19 protein-coding genes are annotated in these 17554 nt (G+C 72.6%); 9 read left to right on the forward strand and 10 right to left on the reverse strand.

The features are described 5' to 3' along the window. Nucleotides 1-50 precede the first annotated feature (50 nt). Entirely contained in the window at nucleotides 51-1142 is a 1092-nt protein-coding gene (locus ABT057_RS41085; protein ID WP_352349058.1) for a cation diffusion facilitator family transporter, read from the forward strand. A gap of 279 nt (nucleotides 1143-1421) precedes the next feature. Here ABT057_RS41085 and ABT057_RS41090 read toward each other — a convergent pair whose 3' ends face one another. Together ABT057_RS41090 and ABT057_RS41095 are read right to left on the reverse strand one after the other, a co-directional pair. Further along, nucleotides 1422-1982: a YbaK/EbsC family protein gene (locus ABT057_RS41090; protein WP_352349059.1), complete on the reverse strand. Its 561-nt coding sequence runs from the start codon at nucleotides 1980-1982 to the stop codon at nucleotides 1422-1424. A gap of 44 nt (nucleotides 1983-2026) precedes the next feature. Beyond that, nucleotides 2027-2599, reverse strand: coding sequence for a helix-turn-helix domain-containing protein (locus ABT057_RS41095; protein ID WP_352349060.1), 573 nt, complete (start codon nucleotides 2597-2599; stop codon nucleotides 2027-2029). Nucleotides 2600-2703: 104 nt separating this feature from the next. Here ABT057_RS41095 and ABT057_RS41100 point away from each other — a divergent pair, with 104 nt between their 5' ends. Continuing rightward, complete coding sequence (locus ABT057_RS41100) at nucleotides 2704-3561, forward strand: EamA family transporter (protein WP_352349061.1); 858 nt, start codon at nucleotides 2704-2706, stop codon at nucleotides 3559-3561. Between the two features lie 16 nt (nucleotides 3562-3577). Here ABT057_RS41100 and ABT057_RS41105 read toward each other — a convergent pair whose 3' ends face one another. Next, nucleotides 3578-4342, reverse strand: coding sequence for an acyltransferase (locus ABT057_RS41105; protein WP_352349062.1), 765 nt, complete (start codon nucleotides 4340-4342; stop codon nucleotides 3578-3580). A 110-nt stretch (nucleotides 4343-4452) separates the two neighbouring features. On the opposite strand from ABT057_RS41105, the gene ABT057_RS41110 reads away from it, so the two are divergent. Next, nucleotides 4453-4983: a gamma carbonic anhydrase family protein gene (locus tag ABT057_RS41110; protein ID WP_352349063.1), complete on the forward strand. Its 531-nt coding sequence runs from the start codon at nucleotides 4453-4455 to the stop codon at nucleotides 4981-4983. Here ABT057_RS41110 and ABT057_RS41115 read toward each other — a convergent pair whose 3' ends face one another. Further along, nucleotides 4984-5625 carry a DedA family protein gene (locus tag ABT057_RS41115; protein WP_352349064.1) on the reverse strand — a complete coding sequence of 214 codons (642 nt, stop codon included), beginning with the start codon at nucleotides 5623-5625 and terminating at the stop codon, nucleotides 4984-4986. A 189-nt stretch (nucleotides 5626-5814) separates the two neighbouring features. On the opposite strand from ABT057_RS41115, the gene ABT057_RS41120 reads away from it, so the two are divergent. Beyond that, entirely contained in the window at nucleotides 5815-6219 is a 405-nt protein-coding gene (locus tag ABT057_RS41120; protein ID WP_352349065.1) for a hypothetical protein, read from the forward strand. Between the two features lie 17 nt (nucleotides 6220-6236). On the opposite strand, the gene ABT057_RS41125 is transcribed toward ABT057_RS41120, so the two are convergent. Continuing rightward, entirely contained in the window at nucleotides 6237-8066 is a 1830-nt protein-coding gene (locus tag ABT057_RS41125; protein ID WP_352349066.1) for an RICIN domain-containing protein, read from the reverse strand. A 389-nt stretch (nucleotides 8067-8455) separates the two neighbouring features. Here ABT057_RS41125 and galU point away from each other — a divergent pair, with 389 nt between their 5' ends. Continuing rightward, nucleotides 8456-9388 (forward strand): UTP--glucose-1-phosphate uridylyltransferase GalU, encoded by a 933-nt coding sequence (galU, locus tag ABT057_RS41130; protein WP_352349067.1) that lies wholly within the window; start codon nucleotides 8456-8458, stop codon nucleotides 9386-9388. Between the two features lie 63 nt (nucleotides 9389-9451). Here the strand turns inward: galU and ABT057_RS41135 are convergent, their stop codons facing one another. Continuing rightward, nucleotides 9452-9889 carry a DUF4442 domain-containing protein gene (locus tag ABT057_RS41135; protein WP_352349076.1) on the reverse strand — a complete coding sequence of 146 codons (438 nt, stop codon included), beginning with the start codon at nucleotides 9887-9889 and terminating at the stop codon, nucleotides 9452-9454. Nucleotides 9890-10045: 156 nt separating this feature from the next. On the opposite strand from ABT057_RS41135, the gene ABT057_RS41140 reads away from it, so the two are divergent. Beyond that, the gene (locus tag ABT057_RS41140) at nucleotides 10046-11062 is read left to right on the forward strand and encodes a DUF8017 domain-containing protein (protein WP_352349068.1); all 1017 of its coding nucleotides are present in this window, start codon (nucleotides 10046-10048) and stop codon (nucleotides 11060-11062) included. An 18-nt stretch (nucleotides 11063-11080) separates the two neighbouring features. On the opposite strand, the gene ABT057_RS41145 is transcribed toward ABT057_RS41140, so the two are convergent. After that, the gene (locus ABT057_RS41145) at nucleotides 11081-11872 is read right to left on the reverse strand and encodes a spermidine synthase (protein WP_352349077.1); all 792 of its coding nucleotides are present in this window, start codon (nucleotides 11870-11872) and stop codon (nucleotides 11081-11083) included. Nucleotides 11873-11950: 78 nt separating this feature from the next. Further along, nucleotides 11951-13120 (reverse strand): elongation factor Tu, encoded by a 1170-nt coding sequence (gene tuf / locus ABT057_RS41150; RefSeq protein ID WP_352349069.1) that lies wholly within the window; start codon nucleotides 13118-13120, stop codon nucleotides 11951-11953. A gap of 259 nt (nucleotides 13121-13379) precedes the next feature. On the opposite strand from tuf, the gene ABT057_RS41155 reads away from it, so the two are divergent. Beyond that, nucleotides 13380-13910: a hypothetical protein gene (locus tag ABT057_RS41155; protein WP_352349070.1), complete on the forward strand. Its 531-nt coding sequence runs from the start codon at nucleotides 13380-13382 to the stop codon at nucleotides 13908-13910. Between the two features lie 205 nt (nucleotides 13911-14115). Here ABT057_RS41155 and ABT057_RS41160 read toward each other — a convergent pair whose 3' ends face one another. Further along, nucleotides 14116-14838, reverse strand: a complete 723-nt coding sequence (locus ABT057_RS41160) for a DNA alkylation repair protein (protein WP_352349071.1) — start codon at nucleotides 14836-14838, stop codon at nucleotides 14116-14118. A gap of 49 nt (nucleotides 14839-14887) precedes the next feature. Here ABT057_RS41160 and ABT057_RS41165 point away from each other — a divergent pair, with 49 nt between their 5' ends. After that, nucleotides 14888-15709, forward strand: a complete 822-nt coding sequence (locus ABT057_RS41165; protein WP_352349072.1) for a TVP38/TMEM64 family protein — start codon at nucleotides 14888-14890, stop codon at nucleotides 15707-15709. Between the two features lie 10 nt (nucleotides 15710-15719). Here ABT057_RS41165 and ABT057_RS41170 read toward each other — a convergent pair whose 3' ends face one another. Beyond that, the gene (locus ABT057_RS41170) at nucleotides 15720-16889 is read right to left on the reverse strand and encodes a thiolase family protein (RefSeq protein ID WP_352349073.1); all 1170 of its coding nucleotides are present in this window, start codon (nucleotides 16887-16889) and stop codon (nucleotides 15720-15722) included. A 94-nt stretch (nucleotides 16890-16983) separates the two neighbouring features. Here ABT057_RS41170 and ABT057_RS41175 point away from each other — a divergent pair, with 94 nt between their 5' ends. Next, a complete protein-coding gene (locus ABT057_RS41175) occupies nucleotides 16984-17454 on the forward strand; it encodes a winged helix-turn-helix transcriptional regulator (protein ID WP_352349074.1) in 471 nt (156 codons plus the stop codon). Nucleotides 17455-17554 lie beyond the last annotated feature (100 nt).

Below are 17554 nucleotides of genomic sequence, written 5' to 3' on the forward strand. Positions count from 1 at the left end.
GGCGGGGTGGGCGCGGTCGCGTCCACCCCGGCGCACCGGAAGGGACCGACGTGAGCGAGCGGCACGACCACGGGCATGAGCACCAGCACGGGCACGAGCACCACCACGGCCACGGCCACGCGCTCGAGCACCCGCACCACCACTCCCCCGCCTCCTCGAACCTCCGCCACCGCCTGACACACCTCCTCACCCCCCACTCCCACGAGACCGCCGACAAGCTCGACCCGGCGCTGGAGTCGTCGGCGCGGGGCATGCGCGCGCTGTGGGTCTCGCTGGCGGTGCTGGGGGTGACGGCCGTGGCGCAGGCGGTCGTGGTCGTGCTGTCCGGGTCGGTGGCGCTGCTCGGGGACACGGTCCACAACGCGGCGGACGCGCTGACGGCCGTACCGCTGGGCATCGCGTTCGTGCTGGGCCGGCGGGCCGCCACCCGGCGCTTCACCTACGGCTACGGGCGGGCGGAGGACCTGGCGGGCCTGGCGATCGTGCTGACCATCGCCGCGTCGGCGGCCTTCGCCGGGTGGACGGCCTTCGAGCGCCTGCTGGACCCCCGGCCGGTCGGGCACGTCGGCGCGGTCGCCGTGGCCGCGCTGGTCGGTTTCGCGGGCAACGAGTGGGTGGCCCGGTACCGCATCCGGGTCGGCCGTTCGATCGGCTCGGCGGCCCTGGTGGCGGACGGACTGCACGCGCGCACGGACGGATTCACCTCCCTCGCCGTGCTGTTGGGCGCGGGAGGCTCCGCCCTCGGCTGGCAACTCGCCGACCCGGTCGTGGGGTTGGCGATCACGGCGGCGATCGTACTGGTGCTGCGGGACGCGGCGCGTGAGGTGCTGCGGCGGGTGCTGGACGCCGTCGACCCGGCCCTGGTCGACCGGGCCGAGCGGGCGCTGCGGGAGGTCGAGGGCGTGCGCGGGGTGGGCGAGTTGCGGCTGCGCTGGATCGGTCACCGGCTGCGCGCCGAGGTCGCGGTCGTCGTGGACGGCGAGGCGACGGTACGTCAGGCCCACGCGATCGCCGTGGACGCGGAACACGTGCTGCTGCACGCGGTGCCCCGCCTGAGTGCGGCCCTGGTGCACGCGGATCCGGCGCCGGTGCCGGGCGAGACGGATCCGCATCTGGCGCTCGCCCACCACATGGCTGCCTGAGGAGCGTGTCCCGGTGGACGGTTCGCTTCGGCCCGCGAGACGGCCGCAGCCGTGGTTGTCCGCCGGGGCCGGGCCACCAGTAGCGAGGAACGTGGGACACTCCCCCCTCACCAGCAAGTTCAACGGCCGCGAAATTGATTGGCAGCCCACTTTCGGCGGCCGATCAACTCTTGGTCCGCAGGCCGGGAACGTGTGCCGAACACAGAGTCGCGCCGGCGGCACGCCACCGGGATGCACCCGGAGCACCCCACGATCACCCGCACTTGACGAACCGCCCGCTCAGACGGCCTGCCCCAGGCCCTCCAGCACCACCGCGCCCGGCAGTTCGGCGAACGCCTTGCCGGGGACGAGGAGTTTGCCGCGTCGGCGTCCGCTGCCGACCAGGACGTACGGCAGGTCGACGACCGCCGCGTCCACCAGCACCGGCCAGTCGGCGGGCAGTCCGACCGGGGTGATGCCGCCGTACTCCATGCCGGTCTCGCCCACCGCCGTGTCCATCGCGGCGAACGAGGCCTTGCGGGCGCCCAGTTGGCGGCGCACCACGCCGTTGACGTCGACCCGGGTGGTGGACAGGACGAGGCACGCGGCCAAGGTCGTCTCGCCGCCCCGCTTCCCGGCCACCACGACACAGTTCGCCGACCGCTCCAGCAGTTCCCGGCCGTAGTGCTCGACGAAGACCGCGGTGTCGGCCCACCGCGGGTCGGTGTCCACGTAGACGATCTGCTCGGCGGGCACGCTGCCGCTCCAGCGGCGTACGGCGTCGGCGACCGGGCGGGTCAGCTCGTCGAGGGCGTCGGGGGCGGGGACGGCGGTCTCGAAGTGTCCGATGGGTGCGCGCATGCCCGCACGCTAGCAAGCACCGCCCGGACGGGAAGCGGGGAGTCTCAGGGCACGGGCGGCACGGAGACGGTCAGCACCAGCTCGGTCGGGACCTCGCCCCGATTGCCGTACGTATGAGCCGCGTCGGCCTCGAAGGTGACGCTGGCGCCCGCCGGGACGCGGTACTCGGCGCCCTCCACGGTGAGCGTCAGCTCACCGGCCGTGACGTGGGCGATCTCCACCGTGCCGGCCGGGTGCGGGTCGGAGTCGCTGGACTCGCCCGGCATCAGCAGCCACTCCCACATCTCCAGCGGGCCGGGCGCCTCCGTGCCGGCCAGGAGCCGGTTGTAGCTGCCCGCGTCGGTGTGCCACAGCCGTACGGCCTTGTCGGCCGGGACGATCCGGACCTTGGGGCCCTGCTCGTAGTCGAGCAAGGTGGTGATGCTGACGCCGAGTGCGTCACCGATCTTGACGACGGTGCCGATGCTCGGGTTGGTGCGGGCCTGTTCGATCTGGATGAGCATGCCGCGGCTGACACCTGCCCGGGCGGCGAGCACGTCCAGGGTGAAGCCGCGCACCGAGCGCCAGTGCTTGACGTTGCGCGCCAGGGACTGGGTCAGCAGGTCGAGGTCCGACACATTCCGTCCACAGGGGTAGTCCAATATTCTCGATGCCGGAGGTCACTCTCCTGTACTACGGTGAGTGCACCCGATCGTGCACCGAACTGTACTGCGAGGATCCCGTGACAGCGCTCTTCGCCCTTGCCACCAGCCTGCTCTGGGGCCTGGCCGACTTCGGCGGCGGACTGCTGACCCGGCGCGCCCCGGCACTGACGGTGGTCGTGGTGTCGCAGTCGGCCGCGGCACTCGTGCTCGGTGCCGTCGTGATCGCCACCGGCGGCTGGAGCGAGGCCGGCCCCCGGCTGTGGTTCGCGGTCGCCGCCGGTCTGGCCGGGCCGGTCGCCCTGCTCTCCTTCTACAAGGCACTGGCCCTCGGCCCCATGGGCGTGGTCTCCCCGCTGGCCACCCTGAGCGTGGCCGTCCCGGTCTCGGTCGGCCTGTTCCTGGGCGAACGCCCCGGGCTCGTCCAGCTCACGGGCGGCGCGGTCGCCGTCGCGGGCGTCGTCCTGGCGGGCGGTCCCCAGCTGCGGGGTGCCCCGGTGCGGCGGCGGGCGGTGCTCCTCACCCTGGTCGCGGCGCTCGGCTTCGGCACGGTGTTCGTGCTGATCACCGAGGCGTCGACGACCGTCACCGGGCTCTTCCTCGCCCTGTTCGTGCAGCGCCTGACAAGTGTGGCGGCGGGCGGCGCCGCGCTGTACGCGGCCGGGCGGCGCGGCGCGTCCGCCCGGCCCGCGGGCGGACTGGCGTGGACCGCGCTGCCGGCCTACGCGTTCGTCGGGCTGGCCGACGTCGCCGCCAACGGCACGTACGCGGTCGCCGCCCAGCACGGCCCGGTCACCGTGGCCGCCGTGCTCGCCTCTCTCTACCCCGTGGTGACCGCCCTGGCCGCGCGCGGCATCCTGCGGGAGCGGCTGCGGGCGGTCCAGGCGGCGGGCGCGGGCCTGGCACTGGTCGGCACCCTGCTGCTCGCGACGGGCTGAGCCCCGGGCCGCCGGATCAGCTCCCGGGCTCCAGCCGGGCCAGCCGCTCCACCGTCTCCTCGTCCAGCTCCGACAGCGCGACCAGCTGGTCCGAGGTGACCCCGTCCGGTATCGGCACCGGCGGCGGTGTCCGCAGCGGCGGCTGCCAGCCCTCGGCGGGTGTCCAGCGCCGTACGACCCTGGCGGGCGCCCCCGCGACCACGGCGTGGTCGGGCACGCTCCCGCGCACCACGGCCCCGGCGGCGACGACGACGTTCCGCCCGATCCGCGCGCCCGGCAGGATCACCGCCCCCGTGCCGATCCAGCATCCCGAACCGATCTCCACCGGCTCCATGCGCGGCCACTGCTTGCCGATGGGCTCGTGCGGGTCGTCGTAGGAGTGGTTGGTCGAGGTGACGTAGACGTACGGCCCGAAGTAGCAGTCGCTGCCGATGGTGACCGTCGTGTCGGCGATGACATGGCTGCCGCGGCCCAGCACCACGCCGTCCCCGATGCGCAGGATCGGGTCGGGACCGAGGTCGAGGTCGGGCATCAGACCGGCCGTCAGGGTCACCTGTTCGCCGACGATGCAGTGCGAGCCCAGATGGATCCAGGGCTCGCCGAAGACCGTGCCGAGCGGGAAGGCGAGCCGGGTCGACGGACCGATGGAACCGAAGCGGAGACGTCCCGGCCGTTCCGCGGTGACCGAACCGGTGCGCTGCACCCAGGCCCAGCCCGCATGGACGGCGCGCTGCGCGAGGCGGCCCCGCCAGGATGAGAACGTGTTCTTGCGCTTCGGCACCCGCTCACCGTACTCAGCGCGTCCTGCCGGAACCCGGGCGCAGGCCTGTGATCTTCGCCCCACCGGGTGGCGTACGGTGCGACGGTACGACCCGACACGAGGAGACGGTGATGGCACAGCAGGCGCTGATCGTGGGCATCGGCGGCAGGGAACCGAAGGTCGACGCGGCGGCGTTCGTGGCGCCGACGGCCTCGGTGATCGGGGACGTGACGCTGGAGGCGGGCGCGAGTGTCTGGTACGGGGCGGTGGCCCGCGGCGACGTCGAGCGCATCACGGTCCGGCGCGACGCCAACATCCAGGACAACGTGACGCTGCACGCCGACCCCGGGTTCCCGGTGACGATCGGCGAGCGGGTGTCCGTGGGCCACAACGCGGTGGTGCACGGGGCGACGGTCGGGGACGACTGCCTGATCGGGATGGGCGCGACGGTCCTCAACGGGGCGGTGATCGGGGCGGGTTCACTGGTCGCCGCGCAGGCGCTGGTGCCGCAGGGGATGGAGGTGCCGCCGGGCTCACTGGTGGCGGGGGTGCCGGCGAAGGTCAAGCGGGAGCTGACGGAGGAGGAACGGCAGGGGGTGACGCTGAACGGCACGCTGTACGCGGACTTGGCCAAGGCGCACGGAGAAGTCCACAAGCCGTGACTACTCGGCGGCCCCGACGGTCTCCGCTTCGGCCTCCCGCGCGACGCGCCCCGCCCTGCGCTTGACGATCAGGAAGGACGCGACGCCGATCAGCGCGGCCACCACCAGCCCCAGGTACGAGAACCTCTTCAGCCAGGACTCGGCGACGACACCGACGTAGTAGATGACGGCCGTCGTCCCGCCCGCCCAGACGATGCCGCCGAGGACGTTGGCGACGAGGAACTTCCAGTAGGGCATGTGCAGCACGCCCGCGAGCGGTCCCGCGAAGATGCGGAGCAGGGCGATGAAGCGGCCGAAGAAGACGGCCCACATGCCCCACTTCTCGAACGACCGCTCGGCCGTGGCGATGTGCCCCTCGCCGAAGTGCTTCGGGAACTTCCCGCCCAGCCAGGCCAGCAGCGGGCGCCCGCCCTTGCGGCCGATGGCGTAGCCGATGGAGTCGCCGATCACCGCGCCGGCCGAGGCGACCGCGCCGAGGAGGACCGGGTTGACGCCGCCGTGCTGGGAGGACATCAGCGCGGCGGAGACCAGGATGATCTCGCCCGGCAGCGGGACGCCGAGGCTCTCCAGCCCGATGACCAGGCCGACCACGGCGTAGACGGCCGCCGGGGGCACGGTGTCGAGCCACTCCTGCACGTGCACCGACAGTTCCTCCCCTTGGGAATTCCTTGACGTGGTGAGCCTACCGGTTCGGCCGCGTCCGGCCCGGCCCCGTGGTGGAGCGGGCTACACCACGGATCCGGGTGCGCGGTCCCTCGTGGCGACGGCCCGGCCACGTGATGGTGGTGGAAGAGCAAAACGCCGTTCCAGCAGCGCCCCTGGAGGGACCCCATGATCGTGAACCGCCGACGCCGTACCGCCGTCATCGCCTCCGCCGCGGCAGCCGTCGCACTGACCACCGGTCTCCTGACCGGCTGTGAGTTCGGCGACTCGATCGACTGCCTCTCGAACGCCGACGACATCACCGACAGCATCACGGCGATCAACAAGGCCGGCGCGGACGCGATCGAGGATCCGTCGAAGACGGAGGACTCCATCACCACCATCGAGAAGAACCTCGACAAGATCCACGACAGGAATCATGACAAGTCGGACGGCAGCAAGGTGGACAAGGCGGTGAACGACCTCAACGCGGCGATAGAGGACTACAACCAGGACATCCTGAACGGCGACACCCCGGACTCGAGCAGGATCGACGAGGCGGCCGCCGAACTCAAGGACGTCTGCACCTCGTAGCCACAGGGCGTCGCGGCTCAGCCGCCGAGCGCCTTCGTCACCCTCTGGACGGCGCTCCCCAGCACCCCGGTGACCGGGCCGAGCGGCCCGGGCGGCCCGGCCGGGTCGCAGCAGCCCACCTGCGCGACCCTCGGCTCGAACTCCGGCGCGGGCGGGGCGGATCGAGAGCCGAGAGGCGCGTCGGAAGCGGTCGGGGCGGGCCCGGCGTCGCGGGAGAGCGGCGGGGCGGCCTCCGGGGCCGACGGCGTCGCCGTGGGCCGTCCTCCGGGAGCCGGTGTCTTCTCCTTCGCCCCGTCGTCCGGACCGACCTCGAACACCCAGCGCTGCGCCGCGGCGCCGTCCCGCTTCGTGACGACGACCTTCGCCCGCCCCTTGCCCGTGGCGGGTGCGACGGCCAGGTCGCCGTCGCGGCGCAGCAGGAGCTCGCCGCGGACGGTCAGGTCGAAGAACACCTCGCCGGAGTGCACCACGCAGCCGGCCAGGGCGACCGACCCCCGGCCGGGGTCGGCGGCCAGACAGAGGGTGGGTGCGGCGACGCTGCGCAGCAGTCCGTCCTTCTCGTACGACCACTGTTGCGACGCGGCCGTGGTGCAGGCCGCCAGTACGGCCGCCGTACCGGCCCGCGCCTCGCCGTCCGCGGCATCGAGGCAGCGGCCCGCCTCAGGGCTGCGCAGCCGCCCCTCGGCGACCTCGGCGGAGCGGGAGGCGGAGGCGGCCGAGGGGGAGGCTGAGGGCGAGTGGCCGCCGGCTTCCGGAGCGCCCGCCCCGTCCGTCCCCTGGCTGCCGGTGCCGCCGGCCGGCGCGCCCCAGGTGGCCGGGGCGGCGGGGACGCCGCCGTCGTCGGACCAGCTCCTGGCGGCGAGGACGGTGGCGAGCAGCGCGAGGGAGGTCAGGCCGACGCCGACGAGCACGGCCTTGGGCCGTCTGCCCGGCAGGTCGAGCAGGCCGGCGGAGGTGACGCGGTGACGGCCCGTCGGGCGCACCGGATCGCGCCGGGCCGGGCGGTCGCCGGTCGCGGTGCGCCCGGGACGTGAGTCGAGGTAGCGGTGGGCGCCCCAGCCGAGCACGGTCTCCGCGAGCAGTGCGTCCAGCGCGCCGTCGAAATGACTGAGCTGTTCCGCGGCGTGCCGGCAGTGGCGGCACTGCGCGAGATGCCTGCGGACATCGGGCAGGAGGGTTCCGCCGCGGCGCAGGGGAACGTCGAGGAGCCGGTTGTAGAAGCGGCATTCGGCACTCGGCGCGAGTTCCCGGTGGGCGCGGACGCAGCCCGCCCGGAATTGCTCCCGCGCCTGTTCAAGACCGGCCGCCGCGGTGCGGTCGTCCACCCCCAGCAGACCGGCCGGTACGGATATGGGCTCGGCTTCGACCTCCGTGTGCCACAACAGGCATTGGGAGGCCGCCGGAAGGAACTGGAAAGAATGTTCGGCGAGTTGACGCCTTTCGGGGGTGACGGACCTGGCGGCGCGCAGTCCCCGGCCGCCGACTGTTTTGCGCAGTTCCGGCAGGTGCCCTGAAACCGCGTCGGATCCGGCCCATTCCCGGACGGTGTTCCGTACGGCGACCAGGAGTCTCGGGCGCAGGGCGCCGCCGGAGTGTCCGTCGGCGAGCCGGCCGAACACCGTGTGGAACGCGGCGGCGGCCACGAGCCGCGCCGAGTCCCCGGTGTCGGCCAGGCAGACGGCCGCGTAGTCCTGGGCGGCCCGCCAGTGCCGGGCGAGGAGCAGGGCGACCGCCGTTCCGCGGTCGTCGCCCTGGGCGAGCCGGGCGACGAGATGGGGGTCGGAATCGCCCGGGGGCCAGCCGGGGCGGGGCGGGTAGGGCGGTCGCGGGGGGTTCGGGGGTTGCACGGAACCATTTCCTTCCGAGGCGGCGGGCAGCGCGTGCATGGCGATCCGCCGGAAAGCAGGTGCCTGATTGGTGCGTACCTATGGCCCGACCGGGAACGTCGGCTCGATCCGGCCCTTCCATAAGGGAGGCTCACCTTCGCACACGCGTCTCACAGGAAACAAGGAGTTCGGGTGACCGAAGTTCAAATAGCAGAAATTTCAGATAAGTTACCGGCGGTATCCGCACCCGTATTCGAAATTCCCCCGGACTGTCCACCTCAACTTGTGTGTGACCGAAGCCGGTTGGCACACGAAACCTTCAACTTCGGTCCACCGGCCGGGTGCGCTCCACAGGAATCTCAAATCCGTCTCCCGGGGAACTCCCATCCCCTTCGTTCAACATGATCGACATGAGCACCCCCCACTCCGCACCCACGGTCCGCAAGGCGGTCGTCCCGGCCGCGGGCCTCGGCACCCGTTTCCTGCCCGCCACGAAGGCCACCCCCAAGGAGATGCTGCCGGTCGTCGACAAGCCGGCCATCCAGTACGTCGTCGAGGAGGCCGCCGCGGCCGGACTGGACGACGTGCTGATGGTCACCGGCCGGCACAAGCGGGCCATCGAGGACCACTTCGACCACGCCTTCGAGCTGGAGCAGGCGCTCGCGGCCAAGGGCGACACCGTGCGGCTGGACGCGGTGCGCGACCCGGCCCGGCTCGCCGACATCCACCACATCCGCCAGGGGGACCCGCTCGGCCTCGGCCACGCGGTGCTCTGCGCCCGCCATCACGTCGGCGACCAGCCGTTCGCCGTACTCCTCGGGGACGACCTCATCGACCCGCGCGAGACCCTGCTCAGCCGGATGCTGGACGTCCGCGACCGCTACGCGGGCAGTGTGGTCGCGCTGATGGAGGTCCCGCCGGAGCAGGTCCACCTCTACGGCTGCGCGGCGGTCGAGCCCTCCGGCGAGGACGGCGTCGTACGTGTCACGGGCCTGGTGGAGAAGCCGTCGCGGGAGGACGCGCCGAGCCGGTACGCGGTCATCGGCCGCTATGTCCTCGACCCTGCCGTCTTCGACGTCCTGGAGCGCACCGAGCCGGGGCGGGGCGGGGAGATCCAGCTCACCGACGCCCTCCAGGAGCTCGCGGCCGGCGGCACGGTGCACGGCGTGGTCTTCTCCGGCCGCCGCTACGACACCGGCGACAAGGCCGACTATCTGCGCACGGTGGTCCGGCTGGCCTGCGACCGGCCCGATCTGGGACCGGAGTTCGTGGCCTGGCTCAAGGAGTTCGTGGCGGCGCTGGAGGACGGCGAAGGCGAGGAACGGCGGCGGCTGGCGGCCTGAAGCACCGCACGGGCCCCGGCCGCCGCCGTACGACCGGGGCCCGCGACCCGTCCGTGCCGTCGCTCAGCCGCCCGGGCGCAGGGTCCACACCACGGTCATCTCGGCGGTGACGGCGCCGTCGGCGCGGCGGATCTCCACCGTCACCGGGAACTCGGGGCGCTGCCCCGCGTCGAGCTCCGCGACGATCTCCGCGGCCGGACGGCCGAGGGTCGCGGTGGCGGTGACGGCGCCCATCGCGAGCTTGCGGTACGCGATCTCGGCACGGACGGCGAGCGGCACGGCCCGCGAGAGCTGGTCCCCGAAGGCGGCCAGCACGATCGCGCCGCTGGCGGACTCGCCGAGCGTGAAGATCACGCCGGCGTGCGGGCCGCCCACGTGGTTGTGGAACTCGCCCTGGTCGGGCAGAGCGATCACGGCCTTCTCCCGGCCCGTCTCCAGGAACTCGAGGTTCAGGGTCCGCACCGTGGGCACCGTGGCGGCGAGCATCTCGCCGATGGACATCTGGTCTGCGCTCATGACCGGGATGTTACCCACGAGTAGTCATCGCTGGCCAGGGCGCTGCCGGGATCGGCTGGGCCGTGAGGGGCCCGGGGGCGGCCGACCCCATGGCGGAGTCGTGACCGCACGGCGTTCCGAACGGCATTAGGGTTTCAGGCCATGTGGCCAGGAAATCAGCCGCCCGGGGGAGAGCAGAACCCGCAGGCGCAGAACAATCCGTACCAGCAGCCGGGATACCAGCAGCCGAATCCCTATCAGCAGCCCGGCTATCAGCAGCAGCCCAACCCCTACGGCGGGCCGCCGCAGTGGGGCCCGCCGGGCCCCGCGGGCGGTCCCGAGCCGCAGCCCGGTGGCGGCGGCGGGGGCAACCGGACGAAGGTGGTCGCGATCGTCGCCACGTCCGCCGTCGTCCTGACCGCCGGTGTCACCGGGTTCCTGGTGCTCGGCGGCAAGGACGACTCGGGCGACGAGGGCAAGGGCGGTGCGAGCCCCTCGGTGTCCGCCTCCGCCTCGGCGTCCGCCTCCTCGACCGCGGACGACAACCCGCGCGACGACGAGGAGGAGCAGGCGACCGTCGCCGGCTGGAAGGTCGTGGTGAACCCCAAGTGGGGCATCGCCTTCGACGTTCCCGCGGACTGGGAGGTCGAGAAGCCGGGCGTCAGCCGGGGCTTCGAGTGGGAGGACAAGAAGGACCCCAGCGGGTACGGCTCGATCCTGATGGGAGGCGTGGCCGAGTACAAGTCCGAGTGGTGCGCCACGGACAGCGACAAGGACGGCAAGACCGACTACACCTCGCTGGCGATGGTCGGCACCAAGGGCGCCGAAGGGGCCAAGAACACCGACCAGATCGCCCTCACCAACCCCGCGTGGTTCGTCTTCGGCGGCTACACCCAGCCGGACAAGAAGAGCATCAGCATCGACGAGAAGGCCACCGCCTTCACCACCGCCTCCGGAATCCAGGGCAGTTACGCCTGGGCGCAGTCCACGAACACGCCCCAGAAGGGCAAGTGCGAGAGCGACGGCAAGGCCGTCACGTTCGGCTTCAAGAACTCCAAGGGCGACTACGTCGCGTGGAACTGGTTCGGGGCCAAGGGCGTGAAGGAGGAGGTCCCGAAGGCGACGATCATGCAGATCCTCAGCACGGTCCGACTGCACGGCGACCCGACGGCGAACTGAGCGGCCGGCGCTCACGGCTCAGCCGATGCCGAAGGCACCGTCCGGCGGCTCCGGCGACGGTACGGCCTCCTCGTCCCGCACGGGGCGCGCGTCCCCGATGAGACGCCGGAGGCCCGGCCCGTGCTCCACCCGGGCCGGAAACGCGTCGGACGCGGTGAGCCGGGCCAGGACGCTCACGTCGACCGGCCGGTGCGCGGCGACGAGGACCGCGTTGCCGAACCGGCGGCCGCGCAGGACGGCCGGCTCGGCGATGAGCACCAGCTCCTCGAACACCGCGGCGAAGTTGGCCAGTTGGGAGCGCAGGAAGGCGAAAGGCGCCGCGTCGGCGAGGTTCGCCAGGTAGACGCCGTCACCGCGCAGGACCCGTCCGGCCTCCCGCGCGTAGGCGAGGGAGGTCAGCTGGGCGGGAACCCTGGAGCCCCCGAAGACATCGGCGACGATGACGTCCGCCGAGTCCTCCGGGGCCGCCTCCAGCCAGGCCCGGGCGTCGGCCGTGTGCAGCGTGATGCCGGCGCCCTCCGGCACCGGGAGCTGCTCGACGACCAAGTCCAGCAGCGCCCGGTCGAACTCGACGACGTCCTGCCGGGAACCCGGCCGGGTCGCGGCCACGTACCGGGGCAGCGTGAGCGCGCCGCCCCCGAGATGAGCCACGTGCAGGGGCCGCCCGGGCTCGGCGACGACGTCCAGGACGTGCCCCAGCCGCCGCGCGTACTCGAACTCCAGATGCGTCGGCGCGTCCAGATCGACGTACGACTGCGGCGCCCCGTCGACCGTCAACAGCCAGGCCCGCTCCCGGTCGACGTCGGGCATCAGCTTGGCGGTGCCGTGGTCGACGGCACGGGTGACGGGTATGGGGTCGTCGTTCACCGTTCCATGGTCACACGACGGTCACCCCACGGCGGTCACCGTCCCGGCGCCCACGGTCCGGCCGCCCTCGCGGACGGCGAACCCCAGCCCGGGCTCCAGGGGGACGTCACGCCCCAGCTCGACGGTCATGGAGACCCTCTCCCCGGGCCGCGCGACCGCCGCCTCCCCGAGGTCCACGTCCCCGACGACGTCCGCCGTACGGATGTAGAACTGCGGCCGGTACCCGGTGACGAGCGGAGTCGTACGGCCCCCCTCGCGCGCCGAGAGGACGTACACCTGCGCGGTGAACCGCCGCCGGGGTACGACACTCCCCGGCGCCGCGACCACGTGCCCCCGCCGGACGGCGTCCCGCGCCACCCCGCGCAGCAGCAGCGCGACGTTGTCCCCGGCCTGCGCCTCCTCCATCGGCTTGCCGAAGGTCTCCAGGCCGGTGACGACGCTCTCCAGCCCGGCGCCGAGCACTTCGACCCGGTCGCCCACCCGTACCGTCCCGCGCTCCACGGCGCCGGTCACGACGGTCCCGCGGCCGGTGATGGTCAGCACGTTCTCCACGGGCAGCAGAAACGGCGCGTCCAGATACCGCTCCGGCATCGGCACGTAGGTGTCCACCGCGTCGAGCAGCGCGTCGACGGACGCCGTCCAGCGCGGGTCGCCCTCCAGTGCCCTCAGTCCGGAGACCCGTACGACGGGCGCGGCGTCGCCGCCGTAGCCGTGCGCGGTGAGCAGGTCGCGGACCTCCAGCTCGACGAGGTCGGTGAGCTCCTCGTCACCCGCGTCGGCCTTGTTGAGCGCGACGACGATGTGGTCGACGCCCACCTGCCGCGCGAGCAGCACGTGTTCGGCGGTCTGCGGCATGATCCCGTCGAGCGCGGAGACGACGAGGATCGCCCCGTCGAGCTGCGCGGCGCCGGTGACCATGTTCTTTACGTAGTCGGCGTGGCCCGGCATGTCGACATGCGCGTAGTGCCGGGTGTCGGTCTCGTACTCGACGTGCGCGATGTTGATGGTGATGCCGCGGGCGGCCTCCTCCGGGGCGCGGTCGATCCGGTCGAACGGCACGAACGTACCGGCCCCCCGCTCGGCGAGGACCTTGGTGATGGCGGCGGTCAGGGTGGTCTTGCCGTGGTCGACGTGACCCATCGTGCCGATGTTGAGGTGTGGCTTGGTGCGCACGTAGGCGGTCTTGGGCATGGCTGAACCTCGAAGCGTGTCCGTGGGAACTGCGGGACCCCGATGACCTGCCCGACCCTCCCCCTGCGGGGTCCGCCGGACGTTCCGGAGAGGGTCAGCTTCGGGCGCCGTCGACAGCGGCCGGCAAGAGCGGGACGGCAGCCTTCGGCGCATCCGCGGCGGCGGATGCTGCGACGACGAAGGCGTACCGGAACATGCTGCAGATCCTTGCCCACGCTCTGTACGGTGTCGAATGGTTTTCGGGGCGGACGGAGTGGCGATGCGTGACGTCGATACGGACGAATGGTGGGGACGGCTGCCCGAGGACGTGCGCGAACGCGCGGACGCGCTGGTCCTTCAGGACTCGGTCTTCCAGGCGGTCCGGGTCGTCTGGGAGGCGGGCCGTCCTCAGGGGCTGCGGCTGCTCGAAGCGCAACTCGTCGTGAACGAGCGGTACGTCCGGCACGGCGACCGGATCGTGCACAGGCCGGTGACCGCCCCGGACGTCGACGCGCCGGCCGGCCGGGCGGCCGCCCTCCCCGGCCGGGTCGTGGCGATCGAGGCCGTGTGGGACGGCGACACGGTCAACAACTGGTTCGTGGAACTGCTGGCCCTCACCGAGGATCCCGTAGGCGAACACCGCCTGACCACCGTCTACTCGGCAACCACCCCGACCGTCCCGAGCCCGCTCCCCCACCCCGCGGGCCCGGCCGACGAGGCGGGCCGGGCCCTCGCCGCCCGGCTCGCGGTCCCCTTCCACTTCGCAAGCCCGCACACCCCGGACGACGAAGCCCCTCGCCTGCGTTCCTAGTGCCGCGGCACCAGGGCGTGTTTCGAAAGTAGCGTCGTCTGCCCGAAGGGCAGGCCTGGCGGCGTCTGGTGCGTGCGATCGCAAGCCGGAGGGTCGCCCCGATACTGGATGTATCGGGGCGAGCCCGACAACGCGGCTGGGGGTCCCCCCTCTGGGGGAGTGCGTGCCAGACGCCGCCAGGCAGGCGGGACTTTCGAAACACGCCCTAGCCGCCGATGTTCTTCAGCGCCTCCCGGACCGTCAGCGGCGCGAACCGGCCCCGCTCGCGGGCGAGGAAGGTGCGGACGGCCTCGGGGTCGGTCCTGGCGTACTCGCGCAGGCACCAGCCGATGGCCTTGCGGACGAAGAAGTCCGGGTGGCCGGACTGGCGCAGGCAGTAGGCGAAGAGCCGGTCGGTGTCGGTGCGCTCCTTGTAGCGCAGTTGGTGGAGCAGCGCGGTACGGGCGACCCACAGGTCGTCGTCGGCGATCCAGGTGTCCATGACGGCGGCCAGGCGGGCGTCGGCGGCGACGAGGGCGCCGACGACATGCGCGGCGAGCGGGTCGACCGTGTCCCACCAGGACGTCGTGGTGATCAGCCGGTGGGCGACGGGCAGGAACGCGGACGAGCAGCGTCCGGCGTACCGGCGCAGGTAGTCGACGGCGAAGTAGTGGTACTCACGCTGCGGCAGGGCCCAGCAGCGCAGGGCGAGCGCCGTGCAGTCGGCCTCGTCGGGGCGGGGTGTGCCGGCGAGGACCGTGCGGGACAGGGCGCGGCGCTCGGGGGTGGGCAGGCCCAGGAAGGGTGCCACGTCCTTCATGTAGGCGCGCATGACGGCCGCCCGGCCGGGATCGGCGGCGGCGCCGTACGCGGCGGTCAGCCGCTCGATCACGGTGTCGGCGAGGGTGCTGTGCGGCACCTCCGCCGGGCCCGCACCTGTGACGGTCATGAGACGAACCATACGGCGATCACACATGTCCGTCGGTTAGTGTCGCGGGATGCTCGATGCCACCACCCGCTCTGGGGGCACCGCCACGGCCTCTCCCCGGGCCGCCGCCACGGAGCTCGTCCCTTCCGTGCCGGCCGCAGTGCCAGCCCTCTCCGCACCCGCCGTCTCCATGCCGGCCGTCGCCGCACCGTCGGCCGGTCCGCTCGCGCGCTGCGGCAGAGTGCTGCTCTCGCCCTGGTCCCGGTTCTCGCTGCTGGTCGCGCTGCTCGCGGCGGCCGGTGCGAGCGTGCTCCTCTTCGAGCCGCAGAAGCTGCTGGCGGACGGCTGGCCGCCCCAGTTGGGCGGTCCCATGGCGGCCGCCGTGTTCGCGGCGGCGTACGGGCTGTGCACGGTGGCGTTCGTGCCGCGCCCGCTGCTGAACCTGGCCGCGGGCGCGCTGTTCGGCTCCGCGGCGGGTCTGGGCGCCTCGCTCACGGGCACCGTGCTGGGTGCCGGGCTCGCCTTCGGCCTCGGCCGGGTGCTGGGGCAGGACGCACTGCGGCCACTGCTGCGCGGACGGCTGCTGACGGCGGCGGACGGCCAGCTGAGCCGGCACGGCATGCGCTCGATGCTGGCGGCGCGGCTGTTCCCCGGGCTGCCGTTCTGGGGCGTGAACTACTGCGCGGCCGTCTCCCGGATGGGCTGGGTGCCCTACCTGGTGGCGACGGCACTGGGTTCGATCCCCAACACGGCCGCCTACGTGGTCGCCGGGGCCCGTGCCTCGGCCCCGACCTCGCCCGCCTTCCTGATCGCGCTGGCCTCCATCGCGCTGCCGACGGTGGCGGGCGCGGTGGTGGCCTGGCGCAAGCGACACCACCTGCGTAAACCCTGACTTCTGTCTCCTACACGCCTTCGAGGATCATCGCGTTGGCCAGTCCGCCCGCCTCGCACATCGTCTGCAGGGCGTAGCGGGCCCCGCGTTCGCGCATCGCGTGGACGAGGGTCGTCGTCAGCCGGGTGCCGCTCGCGCCGAGCGGGTGGCCCAGGGCGATCGCGCCGCCGTGCACGTTGACCTTGCCGAGGTCGGCGCCGGTCTCCTGCCGCCAGGCCAGGACGACGCTGGAGAAGGCCTCGTTGACCTCGAACAGGTCGATGTCGTCGAGGCGCAGTCCGGCCCTGCGCAGCACCTTCTCGGTGGCCGGGACGACGCCGGTGAGCATCAGCAGCGGGTCGGATCCGGTGACGGCGAAGCTGTGCAGCCGGGCGAGCGGGCGCAGACCGAGACGGGCCGCGGTCTCGCCGGAGGTGATCAGCACGGCCGAGGCACCGTCGTTGACGGGGCTGGCGTTGCCCGCGGTGACGTTCCACTCGATCTGCGGGAACCGTTCGGCGAACGCCGGGTCGTAGTAGGCGGGTTTGAGCCCGGCGAGGATCTCGGGGGTGCTGCCGGGCCGTACGCACTCGTCGCGCGAGACGCCGTCCAGGGGCGCCACCTCGGCGTCGAAGAGGCCCCCCTGCCAGGCCTCGGCGGCCCGTAGGTGCGAGGACACGGCGAAGGCGTCCATCTCCTCGCGGGTGATCGACCACTTGGCGGCGATGAGTTCGGCGCTGATGCCCTGCGGGACGAGTCCCTCGGGGTAGCGCTCGGCGACTCCCGGGCCGAAGGGGTCCTTGCCGGGCGGCACGTTCGACCACATCGGCACGCGGCTCATCGACTCGACCCCGCAGGCGACGACGATGTCGTAGGCGCCGGACATGACGCCCTGCGCCGCGAAGTGCACGGCCTGCTGGGAGGAGCCGCACTGCCGGTCGACGGTGGTCGCCGGGACCGTCTCGGGGAGGCCGGCCGACAGGGCGGCGTAGCGGGTGGTGTTCATGGCCTGCTCGCCGACCTGGTCGACGGCGCCGCCGATGACGTCGTCGATCAGCGCAGGGTCGACGCCGGAGCGTTCGACCAGGGTGCGCAGGGTGTGGGCGAGGAGTTCGACGGGGTGGACGTGTGCGAGGGAGCCGTTCGGCTTGCCCTTGCCGATCGGGGTGCGTACGGCTTCGACGATCACTGCGTCACGCATGGGTGCGGCCTCCACAGCTACCGGTCAGTAGGAAATCCGGACTCACCATAGCCTCGTCAGTTGGAAAATCAAACCCTCCCCTAGGATTGGCGGCATGGCCGCCACCAAAGACCCGCGACCCTGTTCCATCGCCGACGCCCTCGCCCTCGTCGGCGAGAAGTACTCCCTGCTCGTCCTGCGGGAGGTGTGCCTCGGCAACGGCCGCTTCGACCAGCTGGTGCGCAACATCGGCGCCCCGCGCGACGTCCTGGCCACCCGGCTGCGCCGCCTCGTCGACGCCGGGATCCTCACCAGGCGCGCCTACAGCGAACGCCCGCAGCGCTTCGAGTACCGGCCCACCCCGGCGGGCCTCGAACTGGAGCCGGTCCTCATGACCCTGATGGCCTGGGGCGACCGCCACCTCCACACCGACCGCGACCGCCCCATGGTGATCGAGCACTCCTGCGGCCACGAACTGGTGCCGAAGGTCACCTGCTCGGCCTGCGGCGGCCAGGTCCACCACGAGGATCTGACCGCCCACCCCCAGGCACCGGGCTGGACGGTGGCGGGGCCGACGGCGGCTTAGCTTGACTCTGACGCGTAAATATCACCAGGTCAGGGTGGGTGTGGACATGACTGTGTGCCCGGTGGCCGCGGAGGACCGCCGGGTGTTCGGGCTGCCGGTT

Source organism: Streptomyces sp. NPDC002588, assembly GCF_040295925.1.
Lineage (GTDB): Bacteria > Actinomycetota > Actinomycetes > Streptomycetales > Streptomycetaceae > Streptomyces.

Coding starts and splice junctions, on each gene's coding strand:
- ABT057_RS41175 (WP_352349074.1), top strand. CDS start 16,984: ATGGCCGCCACCAAAGACCCGCGACCCTGTTCCATCGCCGACGCCCTC.
- ABT057_RS41170 (WP_352349073.1), bottom strand. CDS start 16,889: ATGCGTGACGCAGTGATCGTCGAAGCCGTACGCACCCCGATCGGCAAG.
- ABT057_RS41160 (WP_352349071.1), bottom strand. CDS start 14,838: ATGACCGTCACAGGTGCGGGCCCGGCGGAGGTGCCGCACAGCACCCTC.
- ABT057_RS41165 (WP_352349072.1), top strand. CDS start 14,888: ATGCTCGATGCCACCACCCGCTCTGGGGGCACCGCCACGGCCTCTCCC.
- ABT057_RS41090 (WP_352349059.1), bottom strand. CDS start 1,982: ATGCGCGCACCCATCGGACACTTCGAGACCGCCGTCCCCGCCCCCGAC.
- galU (WP_352349067.1), top strand. CDS start 8,456: ATGAGCACCCCCCACTCCGCACCCACGGTCCGCAAGGCGGTCGTCCCG.
- ABT057_RS41140 (WP_352349068.1), top strand. CDS start 10,046: ATGTGGCCAGGAAATCAGCCGCCCGGGGGAGAGCAGAACCCGCAGGCG.
- ABT057_RS41145 (WP_352349077.1), bottom strand. CDS start 11,872: ATGCCCGACGTCGACCGGGAGCGGGCCTGGCTGTTGACGGTCGACGGG.
- ABT057_RS41110 (WP_352349063.1), top strand. CDS start 4,453: ATGGCACAGCAGGCGCTGATCGTGGGCATCGGCGGCAGGGAACCGAAG.
- ABT057_RS41155 (WP_352349070.1), top strand. CDS start 13,380: ATGCGTGACGTCGATACGGACGAATGGTGGGGACGGCTGCCCGAGGAC.
- ABT057_RS41135 (WP_352349076.1), bottom strand. CDS start 9,889: ATGTCCATCGGCGAGATGCTCGCCGCCACGGTGCCCACGGTGCGGACC.
- ABT057_RS41120 (WP_352349065.1), top strand. CDS start 5,815: ATGATCGTGAACCGCCGACGCCGTACCGCCGTCATCGCCTCCGCCGCG.
- tuf (WP_352349069.1), bottom strand. CDS start 13,120: ATGCCCAAGACCGCCTACGTGCGCACCAAGCCACACCTCAACATCGGC.